This window comes from Indolivaga alginatilytica (assembly GCF_003201355.1).
Taxonomy (GTDB): domain Bacteria; phylum Bacteroidota; class Bacteroidia; order Bacteroidales; family Dysgonomonadaceae; genus Dysgonomonas_A; species Dysgonomonas_A alginatilytica.
Genome location: NZ_QICL01000022.1, coordinates 15538 through 30414 on the forward strand (window position 1 = coordinate 15538; position 14877 = coordinate 30414).

Sequence of the window (14877 nt, forward strand, 5' to 3'; positions counted from 1 at the left end):
CGATATATCCGCTAAGAATATATTATCAGATACTAAAGTCTACGCTGATCGCGAAATATTGTTCCGATTTACCTCTGGTCGGATTTACATTGCGGATATTAGGTGATATCTTTAATTGTTTTGCGGGTTGGAATTCGAAACCTAAAATTACAAGTTGTCCGTCAAGTTTATTCCAATCGCCGGGGTAGTTGTCTGCTTGAGTTGATTCGGTTAAATCGTAACGCCCGTATATCCCATATTTAGAACCTAGTTTCATTGAAGAGTAGAACGAGAAGCCGTGATAATCTTTCTTTTCTATAAATCCCAGATTGTAAAGGTGGTTGTATTCTGCACCGAGAGAAACTTTTTTGTTTTGGTATCCAACAAATAGTGCTGTAATGTATTTGTTCTTATAATTGACTCCTGTTACTCCTTCGGGGAGTTTGTCCCGTAGATCTTCACTTTCGTTGTAAACATCGCCATAAGCTCTTAAGATAAGTCCTTTGATGGGTCTTGCCGTAATGCCTAGTGCGTAGCGTGCGCTGGTGCTTTTCTGAATTTTTCGTATGCCCTGACCGTTGGTGAATGAAACGTCAACGGAGAATATGGGGTTGAAGGCATATTCGGCAGTAATACCAAGGTCTACGCTGGGTCCCATATTGTTTAGATCTTGATAAGATTTCTCTACATATCGGTGTCCCCAGTATGTTTCTTGCAGATTGTACTCCAGTAGACCAAGTAGACCAAAGCTAACATTCAAACCGTTGTCTTTCCAGTTGACAAAAGCGTTACGTACATACATATTTACGGTATTGGCATCGGTGCCGGAGATGGGTGATTGGTAAGAAGCTCCATCCAGTACTAATTGAGCTTGCCATGTAGGTGTGAACTTGTAGTTGTAGCCTAGGAACGCCCGGCCGATATTAAAACCTCTTACATGTTCTGCATTGCCTAATCCTATACTGTAATCGAGGAAGCCTTTTGCTATAACGGTTCCTGTGGGTTTGAAGCTGACAGTGTCTTGTGTAGATGGTGTTTGTGCGTACATGGAGGCAGATAGAAAGAGAATCGAGATAAGGTGATAAATTTTATTCATGTTCAATTTTCATTAAATTTTTACAAATGAAATCCAATAAGGTTAAATAGGTATTTCGAGATTGTTAAGATACGGTTAATAGTGATTAAGGGCACGCAACAACGGAGTGATGGCATAAAGCAAAAGCTCATGGTTCTGAATCATGAGCTTTTGCTTTATGTAAATTCTTCGGAATTATTTCTTATTCTTAAGTAACTCTTCTAGCAGGGCTATTTTTTCTTTCTCTACTTCTACCAGGCGTTCGTAGAGAGCTGTTTTCTCATTGGATAATTCTATAATCTTCTCTATAGGATTGTAGATATTTGTGTTTTCTCCTATTAGTCCCACAGTTCCTACTTGACTGCCATCCTCGAAGGTATTATTTTCGATATAAATGGTTGCAGGATCTTCTTCGAGTTCTTTAATTAACTCAACAGAAACATTCAAAACCTGAGCAATCTTCACTAGAGTCTCATCATCTATCTCTTGTTTTTGTTCATAAAGAGAAACCGCTTGCTGGGTAATATTCAGAGCCGAAGCTATTGTTTCTTGCTTGATACCCATTGCCTGACGTAAGCGTCTGGCATTACGTCCCTGATGTTTTTTCTTAGTGGTTGTGTTACTTGTTTCCATTATAACGTTATTTTTTATCAAATATAGGAATGAAATATTTATTTACAGCAAATGTATAAAAAATAAGTCGGGAAAATGACTCGTAATTACAAGTCCTGATATTGTTACTACAAGCGCCGTTTTCTGCTTCTGTTTCGATAAATTTATTTTTATTTGTGGAGCATAAAACTCAGAGATGTATTTCCTTCATGCTGAAAGAACGTGAGTTTGTTTTAATTCGATTTCAAAATCAATATTTAGAGACATAACAGTGCTAAAATTTATCTGAACAATCAACTAACTGATATTTATCGATTTGTTATGGAGCATGAAGGGCGGGAAAGGCTAATCTTTTGGATTAGTCTTTCTTTGCTTGCGGTAAACGTTGGAGCCTATTCGGAAATCCTAAATTATATCTTTATATTTGAACAGACTAACAATTGTTTTAACTATACCTACTCCAGAATATGAGTAAAGGAGCCTGTTTTGCGATATTACTGTTTTTATTACTTTCCTGCCAAACTAAAGTAAAGAATGAAATCTCGGTAAAAGATGATTTGACTGAGAATGTAGAAACTCAGAAGGGGGAGGATAGTGTTTCCGCCGTTAAGCATATAGAGCAAAAGGATTTGCCTTCAGGGCTATCTTTTGAGGGAAAATTTAAAGACGCAATAAAATGGAAAGATACGCAAGGCGAACATATTGCCCTGATTACTGAAACCGGAATTTATGTAAGTCCTAAATTTAAACATGAATCTGATGGCGGTGATGCCGAATTGTTCGGTTACCACTATCTGTTAAATGATAAGAGTGAGCAATTTACGCTGACTTGGAAAGTTTATGATTTTATTTCGGATTGCCCCGTAGACATCTTTGCCGAATTTATAGACAATACATTTAAGGTTACGGATTTAGATAAGAATGGCATTGCTGAGGTTTGGATAATGTATATGAAGGGTTGCCATGGGGATGTGAGCCCTGAGGAAATGAAAATAATAATGTATCAGGGCGATAAAAAATATGCCATGAGAGGAGAGAATAAGGTATATCTAAATAAGGATGAAACATATGGAGGAGGTTTTGAATTTGATGATAATTTTAGAAGTGCCCCAAAAGAATTTCGCGAGTTTGCCTTGAGTATGTGGAATGAAGCTATAGATGAAAAATTATAAGATAGATTATTCAAAAATAAGGTTATTCTTTTCTTCTTCTGTCTCCCTGTAGGTGCTTAGTGATAAGGTGTTTATTGTAGTTTCTTTGTGTGTCCTTTCGGGATGTTTATACCCTATTCTGTTTGAGCACTTCTAAAACAAATGTACGACTGTGGGTGTTACACTATAAATACATTGAGATATGAAGAAGATCGGTTTAATATTGGCATTAATTTTTCTCACTCTGTTTGTCTTCTCTTGTAGAACCGTAAATACCAACAAAAATGGTATACCTCCAGGTCAGATGAAAAAAATAACAGGAAGTAAATCAGCAAAGGAATATGCCCCAGGACATAATAAATAATATTCTTTTTATAAAAAAAGTCTGACAGAGAGATCTGTCAGACTTTCTTAGTACTCGGAGCGGGTACAATACCACGAAAATAAAGGAAAATAAAAGAATTAAAAAATGTTAATAGTCAATACTATATACGTTTTTGCATCTATTCCGTTTTCCTATTTTTGCCTTTATTCTGTAAATTAGTACACTTTTAGTACACCCCAAATAAGATAAAATCTTAAATTTGCAAATAAGAGAAAGTAAAAGAAACTATATTTGTGAAGCATGGCAAAGTTGACAACAAAAACAAAGGAGAATCCTAAGCTACAAGAAAAGCTATTAGCTGATGGGCGGAAAAGTTTATACCTGGAATATTATCTAGGTCGTCAACAATGGACTGATGAAAAAACAGATAAAGTAAAAGTAAAGCATGATAGACGAAAAGAATCTTTAAATCTCTACCTTATAGCCAAGCCACGCACACCGATCGAAAAACAGACAAATGATGAAACATTGACCCTCGCTAAGAAGATCAGGTTTGAGAGAGAGCAGCAAATGAAAGAGGATAGAGCCGGGTATAGATTGAAAAGCAATAAAAAGATCAATATATTCGACTTCATGCAATCATACTATGACAGCTATACCAAAGGAGATAAACGTATGATAAAAGCAGCTATCAAGCGCTTTAAAGACTTTATAGCGATCGAATATCCCATCTACAAAAATAGCATTGCCCCGGAACAGCTCAATAAAGATATGATGATGAGATTTGTCGAATATCTGCAAAGTATTAGCAAGGGAGAGGGTGCGTTAACCCATTATAAACGCTTCAAAAAGATTATCAAATACGGTGTTGAGCATGATGTCATACGAAAGAATCCATGTAACGGTGTTGTCTGTAAAGGAGATGAGAATGCACTGGTTAAAGATGTGTTGAGTCTCGAAGAAATGGAACAACTTCAAAATACGAAGTATGACCAACAAAACCCTAATTTAAGACGTGCTTTTTTATTCTGCCTGTATACAGGTATTCGCTTCTGTGATGTAAACGAGTTGGTGTATAGTGATGTGGACTACTCAAACCGAATGATTACATTCAATCAAAAGAAAACGCAAGGAGCGAGTTCTAAAAGCTGGGTGACAATACCTCTTAATAATGGACTTCTTTCTTTGATAGGAGAACAGCCGAAAGACGAGAAGAACAATTCAATTAATACTAAAATATTCAATTTGCCTAGCCAATCGATGTGTTTGCGATCGTTGAGGCACTGGGTAAAGTTAGCCGGCATCAACAAGCATATTACCTGGCATTGTGCTAGACATTCATTTGCCGTTAATATCCTCAACAATGGAGCGAATATAAAAACCGTAGCGAGCCTTTTAGGACATTCAGGATTACAACATACAGAAAAGTACACTCGTGCGGTAGATAGTTTAAAACAAGCAGCAATAGATAGTTTACCGGAAATAAAGATGTGATTCATGGAAAAGAAATACTTAAACGAATTTGTTTCACTATTTAAATACTTAAGCGATGCCGCTGGTATAATTGAAGATAATTATAATCCCGATGATGTTCCATCTGAATACAGGGAAGGATACAACAAACTAAAGGAGTTGCAGATAAAGAAAATCAGAGAAACAAACAGTCTCGTATTAGAAATTAGCCATAATATTAATAGAGGGTTAATGCCTAGCCTTGTAAATGAATTAGAGTCAAATCTTTATAAATACCCAGATAGTAGAGAGTCATACATAAAGTCAATAATACGTCAATTCACAGACATACTCCCATATTTCAATATTCCTAATATGTCTCAATTATGGGATTTGTCTTTTGATTGGGCGAATGGCAGTATTGAAATAGATAATAAAACATACGGACGATGGATAAATTACATATTTAGAATACAACTAGAATACTTCAAAGTAAAAAGAGAGAAGTTCACAGTAGAAGAATATTATATTATCTACTCCCGAAAATTACTAGATCTGTTTTGTATTTCACTAGATACTAAATGTTTAGATTTCGATATAGATATAATGAAGTTTCAGGAAGATTTGAACATTTATCTGTTTCGGTGGAGAGATGTACCCCATAAAACACAATTATATGATCTCGGATATAGAGAGAAGTTAAATCAAATTTCAACAGTATCAACTGATGTATCACAAAAGCCAGTAGAATTAAATACGGATTTTGCTAATATACAAGCTTCTAAAGAATCAAAACCTGCTTTGATAGAAATAAACAATTATTTCAAATTTAAGCATCATAAAAAAGGCATCATTATAAGAGACTACTTAGATGAAATTAAAAGAGATATTCTAACACCGCCCACAGGGGGCGAGCCAATGAAAAAAACAATTGGAAATGTTTGCTTAACGCTTTATAAAAGAAACCTACACGATATTAATAGAGTAAAAACATTTGCTTTTTTTGCCAAAACACTATGTGAGTATTGGAATATAGGCACACCAAAAGACTTAAAGCCCAACAAATATGAAATACTAAACAATTATTCCATTTTAGAAAGAAACTTGGAGTAATCCCTTCAAAATCCCCTATGTAATCCCTAATGCATAAGGGAATTGTGTTGTATTCAGCTATTTATAATCCCTTCAAAATCCCCTTTTTTCTCTTCTTTCCGATTCTATACAACTTTGCTTTTAGTAATCGAAGCAGTGCACGGCTTCAACGTTTAATGATTAAAAGTAAAGAATATGAACATAGATACTCCAACTATTGAAAAGAATGTATTAACATTCGATGAAGCGTGTGCTTTTTCAGGTTTAAGTAAAAGTTATCTGTATAAGCTTACAAGTACACAAAAGATACCGCATTATAAGCCATCTGGAAAACTTATCTATTTCGATAAAACGGAGCTTGAAGCATGGTTATTAAGTAACCGTATAAGTACATCCGATGAGTTAGAAAACAAAGCTCAAGCTTATTGCATGACTAATAAGATAGGAGGTTCCAAATGAAAAAGAGCCACATAAAAGCAGCCCCTTACACACGACACGATAAAGATACATCCTTTAACTCACAAAAGCAAGTAGTATTCAGATATTTGTCCAAAAATATCGCTACTGCAACGATGGTAAGTAAAGCTACTGGAATAGCTCAGAAAAACATATGCAGGCATAAGAGAACGCTCCAAAAGGCAGGCTTATTACATCAGGTGGAAAGAAAGATGTGTCGATGTTCTGGCTTCCTTGCTTGGTACCTATCCACAAACCCCGAATTGTTACGCAATGGAAATAAGTAGGACAATGGCAGATATCGCATTATCAAAAACTATTTCGAACGAATCAAAAACAGCTATTGACCTATCAAAGTTTGAGCCTCCGAAAGAAAGTGACGGATGGAAAGCATTTCGTATTGATCTAACAAAACAAGTAGATCCACCGGAGCCTCTAATCATTCAAACAGACACGGGAATACCTATGCTACATCGAAGAAATATAGGAACAATCGCCGCATCTGCTAAAGTTGGTAAAACCTTTCTTATATCGGCTATCGGAGCGGCCGCTTTAAATGATGATAGCTTTTTAGGCTTTCATTGCCCTAAAAAAGAAGCTAAAGTATTATTTGTTGATACAGAACAAGATGTGAGCGATACGCAGAACGTGACAAAGAGGGTGCATCGAATAAACGATTGGGATACCTCTATGAATAAAGACAGTTTCATTTCTTTAAACCTACGTGAAATATCCAGCGAAAAACGATGCGAGGTTATCGAATCAGCAATCAGAGATATAAGCCCCGATCTTGTCATGTTGGATGGTATTGTTGACCTTTTGGCTGACTTCAACAATATAGAACAAAGCAAAAACGCAGTAGAAATGCTTACCCGATGGAGTACACAGTACGATTGTCATATAATAACTTGCTTGCACGTTAACAAGGGAACTGCTGAACTAAGAGGTCATCTAGGGGCTTTTCTTAGGCAAAAAGGTGAAATCACCATATTGTTGACAAAAAAAGATGAAAGTACATCTTACATTGAAGCGAAAGCCATAGATAGCAGGCATAGACCTATTGATGATTTTTGTTTTCGCATAAATGCTGAAGCTTTACCCGAACTTTACTATCCCGAACCAAAACCAGCTACGACAGAAAAAAATAGGTGTTTCTTTGAAAATATTCTTAAGGTTGGCAATACTATGAGTTATGCTGATTTACGAAGCGAGGTAATGAAAGTATCAGAGGTCAAAGAAAGAACAGCCGAACGCCGAATAAAAAAAGCAGTCGAAGAATCTGTTATTTCGAAAAACGAATCAGGATTTTATTATATCCCATTTAAAAACGAACCCCAGAATGAGCTCCCTTTTTAGATACCGACATACAATTTACCGACCATCGCACCGAACCGTCATTACCGCCTATTATACATATAGGCGGATGACGGTGACGGTAGCGACAGAAAAGACGGTAATAGACGGTGTAAAAGACGGTAATTTTGACGGTAATAGACGGTAGTATAAAATGCAAACAGAAAAGACAAATATATTCAATCGCAAAGTGTCGGTATTTTCAAAAGCAACCGATACCACTCCAATAGCAACCACGACAATTTTACAGGCTGTCACCAGTCAGAAGATTATCGGTAAAGTTGAGGAATATCGAAATACTGGAGATAAGGCTTTGAATTATCAATACCTTGCTTTATCCCGTCCGGAACATTCAGCGAACGAAAAGATGAAGCTTTGATAGAACATTCCGGAGTGATCTGTATTGATGTAGACGGTAAAGACAATACCCATGTGTCCAACTTTCAAGACCTAAAGAAACTTATTTCACAAATACCCTATGTCGCTTATTGCGGTTTGTCGGTTGGTGGTAAAGGCTATTTTATCCTTATCCCTGTCAAATACCCAAATAAACACAGGGAACAATTCAAAGCTTGTTGCGAGGATTTTGAGAGATGTGGCATAGTAGTAGATCATTCGTGTATAAATATTAGCCGGCTGCGTTTTATGTCGTACGATTCCGAAGCCTATTTCAACGAGAACGCAACTATCTATACCCGGATATATGAAGAAAAGAAAGAAGCTCCGAAATATAATAAGGTTTATGATAGCAATGCAGGTAATGATATTGAGAAGCTTATTTCGGAAATTCAAAGTAGATGCATCGATATTACAGGCAGCTATCAGCAATGGTTAGAGATTGGAGCTGCTATAGCTTCTGAGTTTGGCGAATCAGGGCGGAGTTATTTCCATGCTGTCAGCCAATATTCAACAAAATATAATCAGAAAGCAACAGATAGAAAATATACTGATGTTATGAAAATGCGAAACTTCAATATATCAACTCTCTTTTATTATGCTAAGCAATACGGAATTATGATACACGAAAAAAGGTACCCAACTCCGGTTATATCAAAAGTCAGAGAGATCATATCGGGAAATACCATAACAGAAAATACAGGATTTAAAAATTTAGGAGAACTATTGGAATACGCAGCAAGTAAGAATATTAGTAAAAAACAATTAAAAATAACCATTTAAATAACAATAAATTATGGAGCAAATAATTATTTCAAACAAACGTTTCGTATCATCAGATAACGAGTTCGATCGTTACATTGTAGATATTAATGGCACAGATGTAAGAGCCCATCAAAAGAAAGATGGTAGCGGTTTCGGATTCTCAATGAAAGATTTATGTAAGGCCTTCAACTATTCCACAATAGACGAATTAAAAGCATCAGAAGCGTGGAAACAACTTAACGAACAATTAACCAGCACAGGCACAACATCAACACTAAAAGCGAAAACTTCAGGTGAGAGTTCGAATATTGTAAATATCTCTACCGAATACTCATCCCCTGCATTTTATGCCGGCGGTACATTGGATCAGGCGACAAATCTAGCAGAAAATCCGTATCGAGAAGATGATGTTTGTAACTTTTTGGTTACTCATGCTGGTTTATTGGTCGCTAATCAAGCTTTGATTAGAGGTAAGGTTGAAAGCAATAAAAGTGGCAGCCGAATTGTCATAGATCCGGAAGAAAGAGCATTAAAGTTGATGAATGGAGATACTGTATTCTCTAAGTGGTATTTTGATGTTGAATCTGACTTTTCTGCTTTAACTTTCAAAAGAAATAGTGATCAGGTTGTTATAACACCGAATTACTTGAGATCATCTACCCAAGATAGAAGCGCATCTGTATGGGCTGATAAGAATTTCGGGATTCGATACAGTGTTGAGCCGTTTATAATTAACAACCCCGATACGGCACACTTTGAAGTGAGGGCGGAGACTGATGATACCCTTATCCTAATAGCTCGGAAATTACCGACCTCTAGCGATGGGTTATTACATGGTCAGGTCTGGAATGACAACGGAACATTGAAAGTAAAAGAATAAAACGAACCGAGTATTAACATTAAAATAGAACATTATGAGTAAAAAGATTATTAGTCAACAAGAGTACGATTATCGCTGTATGACATTTGGAGAAACCAGAACATCTGAGGAATATCAGCCAGACACACCAAGTCTTGTAGGTGATATCGTAGGATTGATCAACGCCGGAACTGAAAATCTAAAAGGTGAAATGGAAAGGCAAAAAGCTGACGACATGAAAGGTGGTAACATACAAAAACATGAAGACCTTCACAAGTTTAGAAACTAACCTTGATTAACAAACAATCCCGGGCGTTTTAGTTTGCCCGGGATATATTATTCATTTATGGAACAGCTAAACAGTATAACTGAATTATCAGAACTAAAAAAGAGAGTTGAAATGCTTGAAGATAAAATATTGAAACCTCAATTAACAGATTTACAACATATCCCAATGCTCTATGATTGGCATAAAAGTATAGCAAGCGAAATAAAGGACTTTCCCGATAAAGACAGTACGGAATACAAGCAAGTGTTTTTATTCTGTATATTGATTCTCTATTGCCCTCGTGCATTGACTGACGACTTTATGATAAGAGGATTGAGGCAGCATTTAGCGATATTATTCAACCTGTCACCCTCTCATATAAGCAACCTTATAAAGAATATTAGCTTTTATTACAAGAAATATAGCAAGTTTCGTAATGATTGCGATACCGTTTTAGCTGAAATACAATTCCGAATAGAGAAAAGGATATTGGAGCTAATCCAACGAAAGTAATTATACACTATAAAAATAATTACAGAATGACGAAAGGATATTACTATAAAAGAATTAACGGTCTTACATACAGGTATAGCTGGGGGGGGAAAGTACTTAATATTGATCTAAAGTTAAATGATGCTTTTGCTATCTCCAATGGGTATAAGTGCGTCCCTGATATGTTGGCATCCGAAAATTGTCTACCTTTTGACAACTTAATTAAAAGGTTTGGAGAAGTTCCAAAATATTTACCGTTGCGGGTTAATGGTAAGTTATCGGATATTGCTGAGATTGGAAAAGCGATACAGGAATATCACGAAAGAATAAAGAATTTATAAACAACGAAATACTACAATCCCTATGGCCATACCTAAATTAGATATTTTCAAAGATGTTTCTAGAAAGAAAAAAGGTAACATGACAAAGATCGCTGAAGCTTTCGATGTCGAACGTAGCACCGTTTACGGATGGATAGAAAAGAATCCGAAGTTTAAACAGATTATTGATGATGCCCGAGGGCGTATGTTTGACGATTGTCTTTCCACGGCTGAAATTATAGCTCACGGCATTCCCGAAAGAGACCAGGATGGCGTATTAATTGGATGGAAAGAAAAACCGGATAGCAATATGCTCCGCTATCTTATGTCCACTCTTGGGAAAAAAGAGGGTTTTGGCGAGAGCCTTGATGTTACAACAAACGGTAATGATATTGGGGTTCAGTTGGTCTTTGCCGACACTCCATTATCAGCAAAAGATTTAGAAGAAATAAAAAATATACAGAATGGAGATAGTGATACTCCATCAAGCGAATGATGCATTGCAAGGGTTATTATCTATTTCCTATGGAGCTCAATAACTTTACCCAAATGAAAAGTAATAACCCAGAAAGCATACATGTTAGCCCTTATCATTTCGGGTTTAAACGAAAATCCAGTTACTTCAACTATCGCCGTATCTCTTTCTTTGGCATAACCAACAACTAAGTTTAAATACTTATATTGTTTTGGAAGAAATGGGAAATTACCATTGTTATAGTCATCTACAAAATATTCTTTAATTGGATCTGTTACATCCGGATTCAAAGCGTACTTGGTTTTAGCATCCTTTATTAGATACAGATTCGCAGTTATGCCCTCTTTTATTTCTCTATATTCTTCTTTCTTGGTACCGGCTATAATCTGATCAAAATATATCTGTTTGATAGGCAGGTATAACGTGTTTTCTTTGGTTGGTACATCGTTCATTCTATCCGAGAATATTTAAATATCGGGCCAAAGCTTCTTTTTCATTTACAGCAACTAATGTATAAAAGTCAATCGGATCATTTTCGGTATGGGATTTCTCCAAAGCCATGTAGTAGGCTCTTTTGCTATCGTTATCACCTTTTAGGCTCACAACTACATAACCTTTGCTTAATAGGTATAAGTTCATTAAAAGCCTTGACGTACGTCCGTTACCATCTATAAATGGGTGAATCTTTACTAATTCATCATGTAGATAGGCAGCTATCACAACCGGATGTACATTATCGGTTACTTTCTTGTTGTATTCGATAATAAAAGCTTCCATCTGAGACTCGATAAGATACGGTTGAGGTGGCATATGCTGGCTACCTGAGATCATTACCGGTACATTTCTATATTTGCCTGCATTATCCCGATCTATACTATGCAAGATAATAGCATGTATTTCTTTGATAAGACGCTCGTTTATCTCAATATCGGCTTTTGCTATATCTTTAATAAAGCTAATAGCCTCAGCGTGATTTATAGCTTCCAAATGCTCACGCATTGACTTTCCCGATATAGTTACACCTTCGTTTACGACCAAAGCAGTTTCTTGCAGGGTTAGAGTATTACCCTCTATACGGTTGCTCTCATACGTGTATTCGATTTCTAGGGCACTTTGTATCTTTTTGATAGCCTCGATAGGCAAAGGGCGTAAAGTGGCTAATTTCGCCTTTAAAACATCCGTTTCGGATAGTATGATATTTAATCTTTCCATAATCTTATTCTTTTTCTTTTATTTCTAATCTGGTACCGCATTTAGGGCACATGATAACATTGCTATCAGGCATTACTTGAGGTTCGAACAATTCAACAATAGGAACCTGTAAAGCCTCCGCTATCTTTTGTAGTGTTGGTAATGATGGTGTACTTTTCTCATTTACAATATTATTCATATTAGCATAAGTTATGCCGACCTCGTCAGAGAGTAGCTGTATCGTTTTCCCTTTTTCTTTTAATACTTCTTTAATTCTAAGCATAGTTATATTGTTTTATGATATAGACAAAGATATATGATTATATCGAATAGGGGTATAAATTAAAGTTAAAATATTGTTTTGAGATATATTTTTGGTCAACACATTTTGTTTTTATATTTTAATACAATATATTTGTATTGTCAAACGATATAAATATTACGATTATGAAAACAAGATATAACAAATCAAAGATAATGAGATTAGCTCACCACTTAATGAAGTATGAAGGCTATACAAGATCACAGGCTTTAACGCTAGCATGGTCTAAGGCTCGCAGAAGTGATTTCTATCTGATTATTGAGATTGTTAAGCCTTGCAATATCGAAAAAGAGATAAACATGAGCTATGAGAGTATAAATAGCTATTACGGTAACGGTGCATATTCAGGTGACTAAAAAATAGAGGTTGACGGCTCAATTTTCAGCCATGCCATATAAACAAAGGGTTTCAGCTATGTAAGAGTGTCAACCGTCAACCTGTCAATCTAGGTATAAATTCAGAGAATAAACAATATAAACATCAAATATTAGAATTATGAAAACAGTTAGTTACACATTCAGGACAAAAGTTTTTCGCCAAGCCTGGGAACTTGTAAGGGAAACAGGTAAATCATTTGCCGTGTGTCTTGCTAAAGCATGGACACTATACAGGCTAAAGAAAGAACTATCTAAGGGCGTTGTAAAATTCGCATATGAAAAGATCGATGGCAGTTTACGCAAAGCCTATGGCACGCTAAAGTATATTGACTATACTCCTAAAGGCAAAGAAAGCAGTATCAAAACATTCTCTTATTTCGATGTGGAAGCCAATAGCTTCAGGTGTTTTAGAATTTCTAACCTGATAACAGTATATTGATATGAAAGTAGATCAAGAATTATCGGATAAGTTTCTTAAAGAAGCAATGAAGAATACGGTAGTGGTATACGAGGGTAAAGAATATATTCCTAGATCATTGGAATCGGTTTATTTGGAAGATATAGTTTCTATTAATAGCTATGTGGGTTACGTAGATTTTATAGGCTATACCGAAATTGTAATAGTGACAGAAAAAGGCGAAAATAAGTATATCCAATATTCTGAAATAAAAGAAGCTTTTTTATTGAGAATTGAGAATGGGATGGGAAACCCCATATAAAGGTCGATTAGTTTTTCAAGACTTAATAAATGATATAAAGTCATGACAGCAACTATAAACGGTCTTACTATGTACGTAAAGCACATAGACACATCATTTGCTTTACTGGTAGATGATAATGACAGAGAACATAAGATAATGCTCCGGGACCTGAAAAGCTTATTCCCATTCAAGGTAAAACGAGTTAAGAATAAATCAAATAAATAATAACCAAATACAGGTAAAGGAATGAAAAAGGATATATCAATACCCAGAATAGGTAATAAGCGATTACACCGCATATTATGCGATGATATATTTGACGGCCAGATAATCGTCGTACCGGGTTCACTTCAAGTGCTTACCTCATGTTGTTGGCACGGTCAAGATAGTATTGTCGTAACGGTCAATGAGAATCATAGCCCCCGAAAGCTGAAAGTAAAGGCTATATCGTTTCGGGTTGCTTTTGAGAATTATCCAGAAGAAATATTGAACTTGAACGGATATAAGTATTTAGGTGCTACAGGTAGATGTATTTACTTCTATAAGGCAATCAGTATAAAAAATAAAATACAATTACAACCATGGAAACAATAACAATGAAAGGATTTGACCACCAAAAACAAATAGATGCCCTTACAGAAGCTTTAGGACACTTGCAAAAAGCTTATAGCATTATCGAAGGGCAAGGTATGGATAGCAAAAACAAAATGCCTCGCTATTACGAAAGTTGGTTCGAGGCTGAGTCAGGAGTAGGGAGCATTATCTGTTATGTTAGTGATGCTATCGGGACCTTGGTAGCTGAAGATATATCTGATGTCTATTTAGCGAAAATATAACGGAACTATCCGATAAATAGCATTGTTTACATTTGTCATGAAACCGTCTTTGCCTGTGATAGGTAGAGGCAGCCTAATATTAGGCCTATTTCTATTTTCATGTCAATCAGTACACTTTTAGTACACCTTGTTAAATAACAAAACCCTGAATATCAAACGATAAGCAGGGTTTAAAAGTACTCGGAGCGGGACTTGAACCCGCACAACCTAATGGTCACAAGATTTTAAGTCTTGCGTGTCTACCATTCCACCATCCGAGCAGCCTATGAGCGAAAGACGGGATTCGAACCCGCGACCCCGACCTTGGCAAGGTCGTGCTCTACCAACTGAGCTACTTTCGCAAAACTAAGATTTACTTTCGTTTGTCGTTACAAACTACT

At 36.0% G+C, this 14877-nt stretch carries 25 protein-coding genes and 2 tRNA genes; 20 read left to right on the top strand and 7 right to left on the bottom strand.

Annotated elements, in window-relative coordinates; all coding sequences use genetic code 11:
• Positions 1 to 25: 25 nt before the first annotated feature.
• Both CLV62_RS15105 and CLV62_RS15110 read right to left on the bottom strand, forming a co-directional pair.
• Complete coding sequence (locus CLV62_RS15105; protein ID WP_110311611.1) at positions 26 to 1075, bottom strand: hypothetical protein; 1050 nt, start codon at positions 1073 to 1075, stop codon at positions 26 to 28.
• Positions 1076 to 1249: 174 nt separating this feature from the next.
• A complete protein-coding gene (locus CLV62_RS15110) occupies positions 1250 to 1687 on the bottom strand; it encodes a helix-turn-helix domain-containing protein (RefSeq protein ID WP_110311612.1) in 438 nt (145 codons plus the stop codon).
• Positions 1688 to 2133: 446 nt separating this feature from the next.
• On the opposite strand from CLV62_RS15110, the gene CLV62_RS15115 reads away from it, so the two are divergent.
• From CLV62_RS15115 to CLV62_RS15175, 14 genes are all read left to right on the top strand, one after another.
• Positions 2134 to 2838, top strand: coding sequence for a M949_RS01915 family surface polysaccharide biosynthesis protein (locus CLV62_RS15115; protein WP_110311613.1), 705 nt, complete (start codon positions 2134 to 2136; stop codon positions 2836 to 2838).
• 181 nt (positions 2839 to 3019) lie between these two features.
• Positions 3020 to 3181 (top strand): hypothetical protein, encoded by a 162-nt coding sequence (locus CLV62_RS21735; protein ID WP_170120068.1) that lies wholly within the window; start codon positions 3020 to 3022, stop codon positions 3179 to 3181.
• Positions 3182 to 3442: 261 nt separating this feature from the next.
• The gene (locus tag CLV62_RS15120; RefSeq protein ID WP_110311614.1) at positions 3443 to 4636 is read left to right on the top strand and encodes a site-specific integrase; all 1194 of its coding nucleotides are present in this window, start codon (positions 3443 to 3445) and stop codon (positions 4634 to 4636) included.
• A 3-nt stretch (positions 4637 to 4639) separates the two neighbouring features.
• Complete coding sequence (locus tag CLV62_RS15125) at positions 4640 to 5707, top strand: hypothetical protein (RefSeq protein WP_110311615.1); 1068 nt, start codon at positions 4640 to 4642, stop codon at positions 5705 to 5707.
• A gap of 174 nt (positions 5708 to 5881) precedes the next feature.
• Complete coding sequence (locus tag CLV62_RS15130; RefSeq protein ID WP_110311616.1) at positions 5882 to 6145, top strand: helix-turn-helix domain-containing protein; 264 nt, start codon at positions 5882 to 5884, stop codon at positions 6143 to 6145.
• The gene (locus CLV62_RS15135; protein WP_110311617.1) at positions 6142 to 6429 is read left to right on the top strand and encodes a hypothetical protein; all 288 of its coding nucleotides are present in this window, start codon (positions 6142 to 6144) and stop codon (positions 6427 to 6429) included. The genes CLV62_RS15130 and CLV62_RS15135 overlap by 4 nt, the downstream gene beginning before the upstream one ends.
• Positions 6416 to 7498: an AAA family ATPase gene (locus tag CLV62_RS15140; protein WP_110311618.1), complete on the top strand. Its 1083-nt coding sequence runs from the start codon at positions 6416 to 6418 to the stop codon at positions 7496 to 7498. Before CLV62_RS15135 ends, CLV62_RS15140 begins: the two co-directional genes overlap by 14 nt.
• 151 nt (positions 7499 to 7649) lie before the next feature.
• Complete coding sequence (locus CLV62_RS15145) at positions 7650 to 7874, top strand: hypothetical protein (RefSeq protein WP_110311619.1); 225 nt, start codon at positions 7650 to 7652, stop codon at positions 7872 to 7874.
• The gene (locus CLV62_RS15150; RefSeq protein ID WP_110311620.1) at positions 7871 to 8674 is read left to right on the top strand and encodes a PriCT-2 domain-containing protein; all 804 of its coding nucleotides are present in this window, start codon (positions 7871 to 7873) and stop codon (positions 8672 to 8674) included. The genes CLV62_RS15145 and CLV62_RS15150 overlap by 4 nt, the downstream gene beginning before the upstream one ends.
• A 13-nt stretch (positions 8675 to 8687) precedes the next feature.
• Positions 8688 to 9536, top strand: coding sequence for a hypothetical protein (locus CLV62_RS15155; RefSeq protein ID WP_110311621.1), 849 nt, complete (start codon positions 8688 to 8690; stop codon positions 9534 to 9536).
• Positions 9537 to 9570: 34 nt separating this feature from the next.
• Positions 9571 to 9804, top strand: a complete 234-nt coding sequence (locus tag CLV62_RS15160; RefSeq protein WP_110311622.1) for a hypothetical protein — start codon at positions 9571 to 9573, stop codon at positions 9802 to 9804.
• Between the two features lie 57 nt (positions 9805 to 9861).
• The gene (locus tag CLV62_RS15165) at positions 9862 to 10296 is read left to right on the top strand and encodes a hypothetical protein (protein ID WP_110311623.1); all 435 of its coding nucleotides are present in this window, start codon (positions 9862 to 9864) and stop codon (positions 10294 to 10296) included.
• Positions 10297 to 10322: 26 nt separating this feature from the next.
• Positions 10323 to 10616 carry a hypothetical protein gene (locus CLV62_RS15170; protein ID WP_110311624.1) on the top strand — a complete coding sequence of 98 codons (294 nt, stop codon included), beginning with the start codon at positions 10323 to 10325 and terminating at the stop codon, positions 10614 to 10616.
• A 79-nt stretch (positions 10617 to 10695) separates the two neighbouring features.
• A complete protein-coding gene (locus CLV62_RS15175; protein ID WP_146212765.1) occupies positions 10696 to 11091 on the top strand; it encodes a hypothetical protein in 396 nt (131 codons plus the stop codon).
• Between the two features lie 20 nt (positions 11092 to 11111).
• On the opposite strand, the gene CLV62_RS15180 is transcribed toward CLV62_RS15175, so the two are convergent.
• The 3 genes from CLV62_RS15180 to CLV62_RS15190 are packed head-to-tail and all read right to left on the bottom strand — an operon-like array spanning position 11112 to position 12544.
• Complete coding sequence (locus tag CLV62_RS15180; RefSeq protein ID WP_110311626.1) at positions 11112 to 11522, bottom strand: hypothetical protein; 411 nt, start codon at positions 11520 to 11522, stop codon at positions 11112 to 11114.
• Between the two features lies 1 nt (position 11523).
• Positions 11524 to 12282, bottom strand: a complete 759-nt coding sequence (locus tag CLV62_RS15185; protein WP_110311627.1) for a Fic family protein — start codon at positions 12280 to 12282, stop codon at positions 11524 to 11526.
• A gap of 4 nt (positions 12283 to 12286) precedes the next feature.
• Positions 12287 to 12544 carry a helix-turn-helix domain-containing protein gene (locus CLV62_RS15190; protein ID WP_110311628.1) on the bottom strand — a complete coding sequence of 86 codons (258 nt, stop codon included), beginning with the start codon at positions 12542 to 12544 and terminating at the stop codon, positions 12287 to 12289.
• A 164-nt stretch (positions 12545 to 12708) separates the two neighbouring features.
• Between CLV62_RS15190 and CLV62_RS15195 the strand changes: the two genes are divergently transcribed.
• The 6 genes from CLV62_RS15195 to CLV62_RS15215 all read left to right on the top strand — a co-directional run bounded on the left by CLV62_RS15195 (position 12709) and on the right by CLV62_RS15215 (position 14497).
• On the top strand, positions 12709 to 12939 hold the full coding sequence (locus tag CLV62_RS15195) for a hypothetical protein (protein ID WP_146212766.1): 231 nt from the start codon (positions 12709 to 12711) through the stop codon (positions 12937 to 12939).
• Between the two features lie 139 nt (positions 12940 to 13078).
• Positions 13079 to 13399: an SH3 beta-barrel fold-containing protein gene (locus CLV62_RS15200; RefSeq protein WP_110311630.1), complete on the top strand. Its 321-nt coding sequence runs from the start codon at positions 13079 to 13081 to the stop codon at positions 13397 to 13399.
• Between the two features lies 1 nt (position 13400).
• A complete protein-coding gene (locus CLV62_RS15205; protein WP_110311631.1) occupies positions 13401 to 13679 on the top strand; it encodes a hypothetical protein in 279 nt (92 codons plus the stop codon).
• 42 nt (positions 13680 to 13721) lie between these two features.
• Positions 13722 to 13886, top strand: a complete 165-nt coding sequence (locus CLV62_RS21740; RefSeq protein ID WP_170120069.1) for a hypothetical protein — start codon at positions 13722 to 13724, stop codon at positions 13884 to 13886.
• Between the two features lie 21 nt (positions 13887 to 13907).
• Entirely contained in the window at positions 13908 to 14255 is a 348-nt protein-coding gene (locus tag CLV62_RS15210; RefSeq protein ID WP_110311632.1) for a hypothetical protein, read from the top strand.
• Positions 14243 to 14497, top strand: a complete 255-nt coding sequence (locus tag CLV62_RS15215) for a hypothetical protein (protein ID WP_110311633.1) — start codon at positions 14243 to 14245, stop codon at positions 14495 to 14497. Before CLV62_RS15210 ends, CLV62_RS15215 begins: the two co-directional genes overlap by 13 nt.
• A 177-nt stretch (positions 14498 to 14674) precedes the next feature.
• Here CLV62_RS15215 and CLV62_RS15220 read toward each other — a convergent pair.
• Positions 14675 to 14757 (bottom strand) — tRNA-Leu (locus tag CLV62_RS15220).
• A gap of 8 nt (positions 14758 to 14765) precedes the next feature.
• Positions 14766 to 14838, bottom strand: a tRNA-Gly gene (locus CLV62_RS15225).
• Positions 14839 to 14877 lie beyond the last annotated feature (39 nt).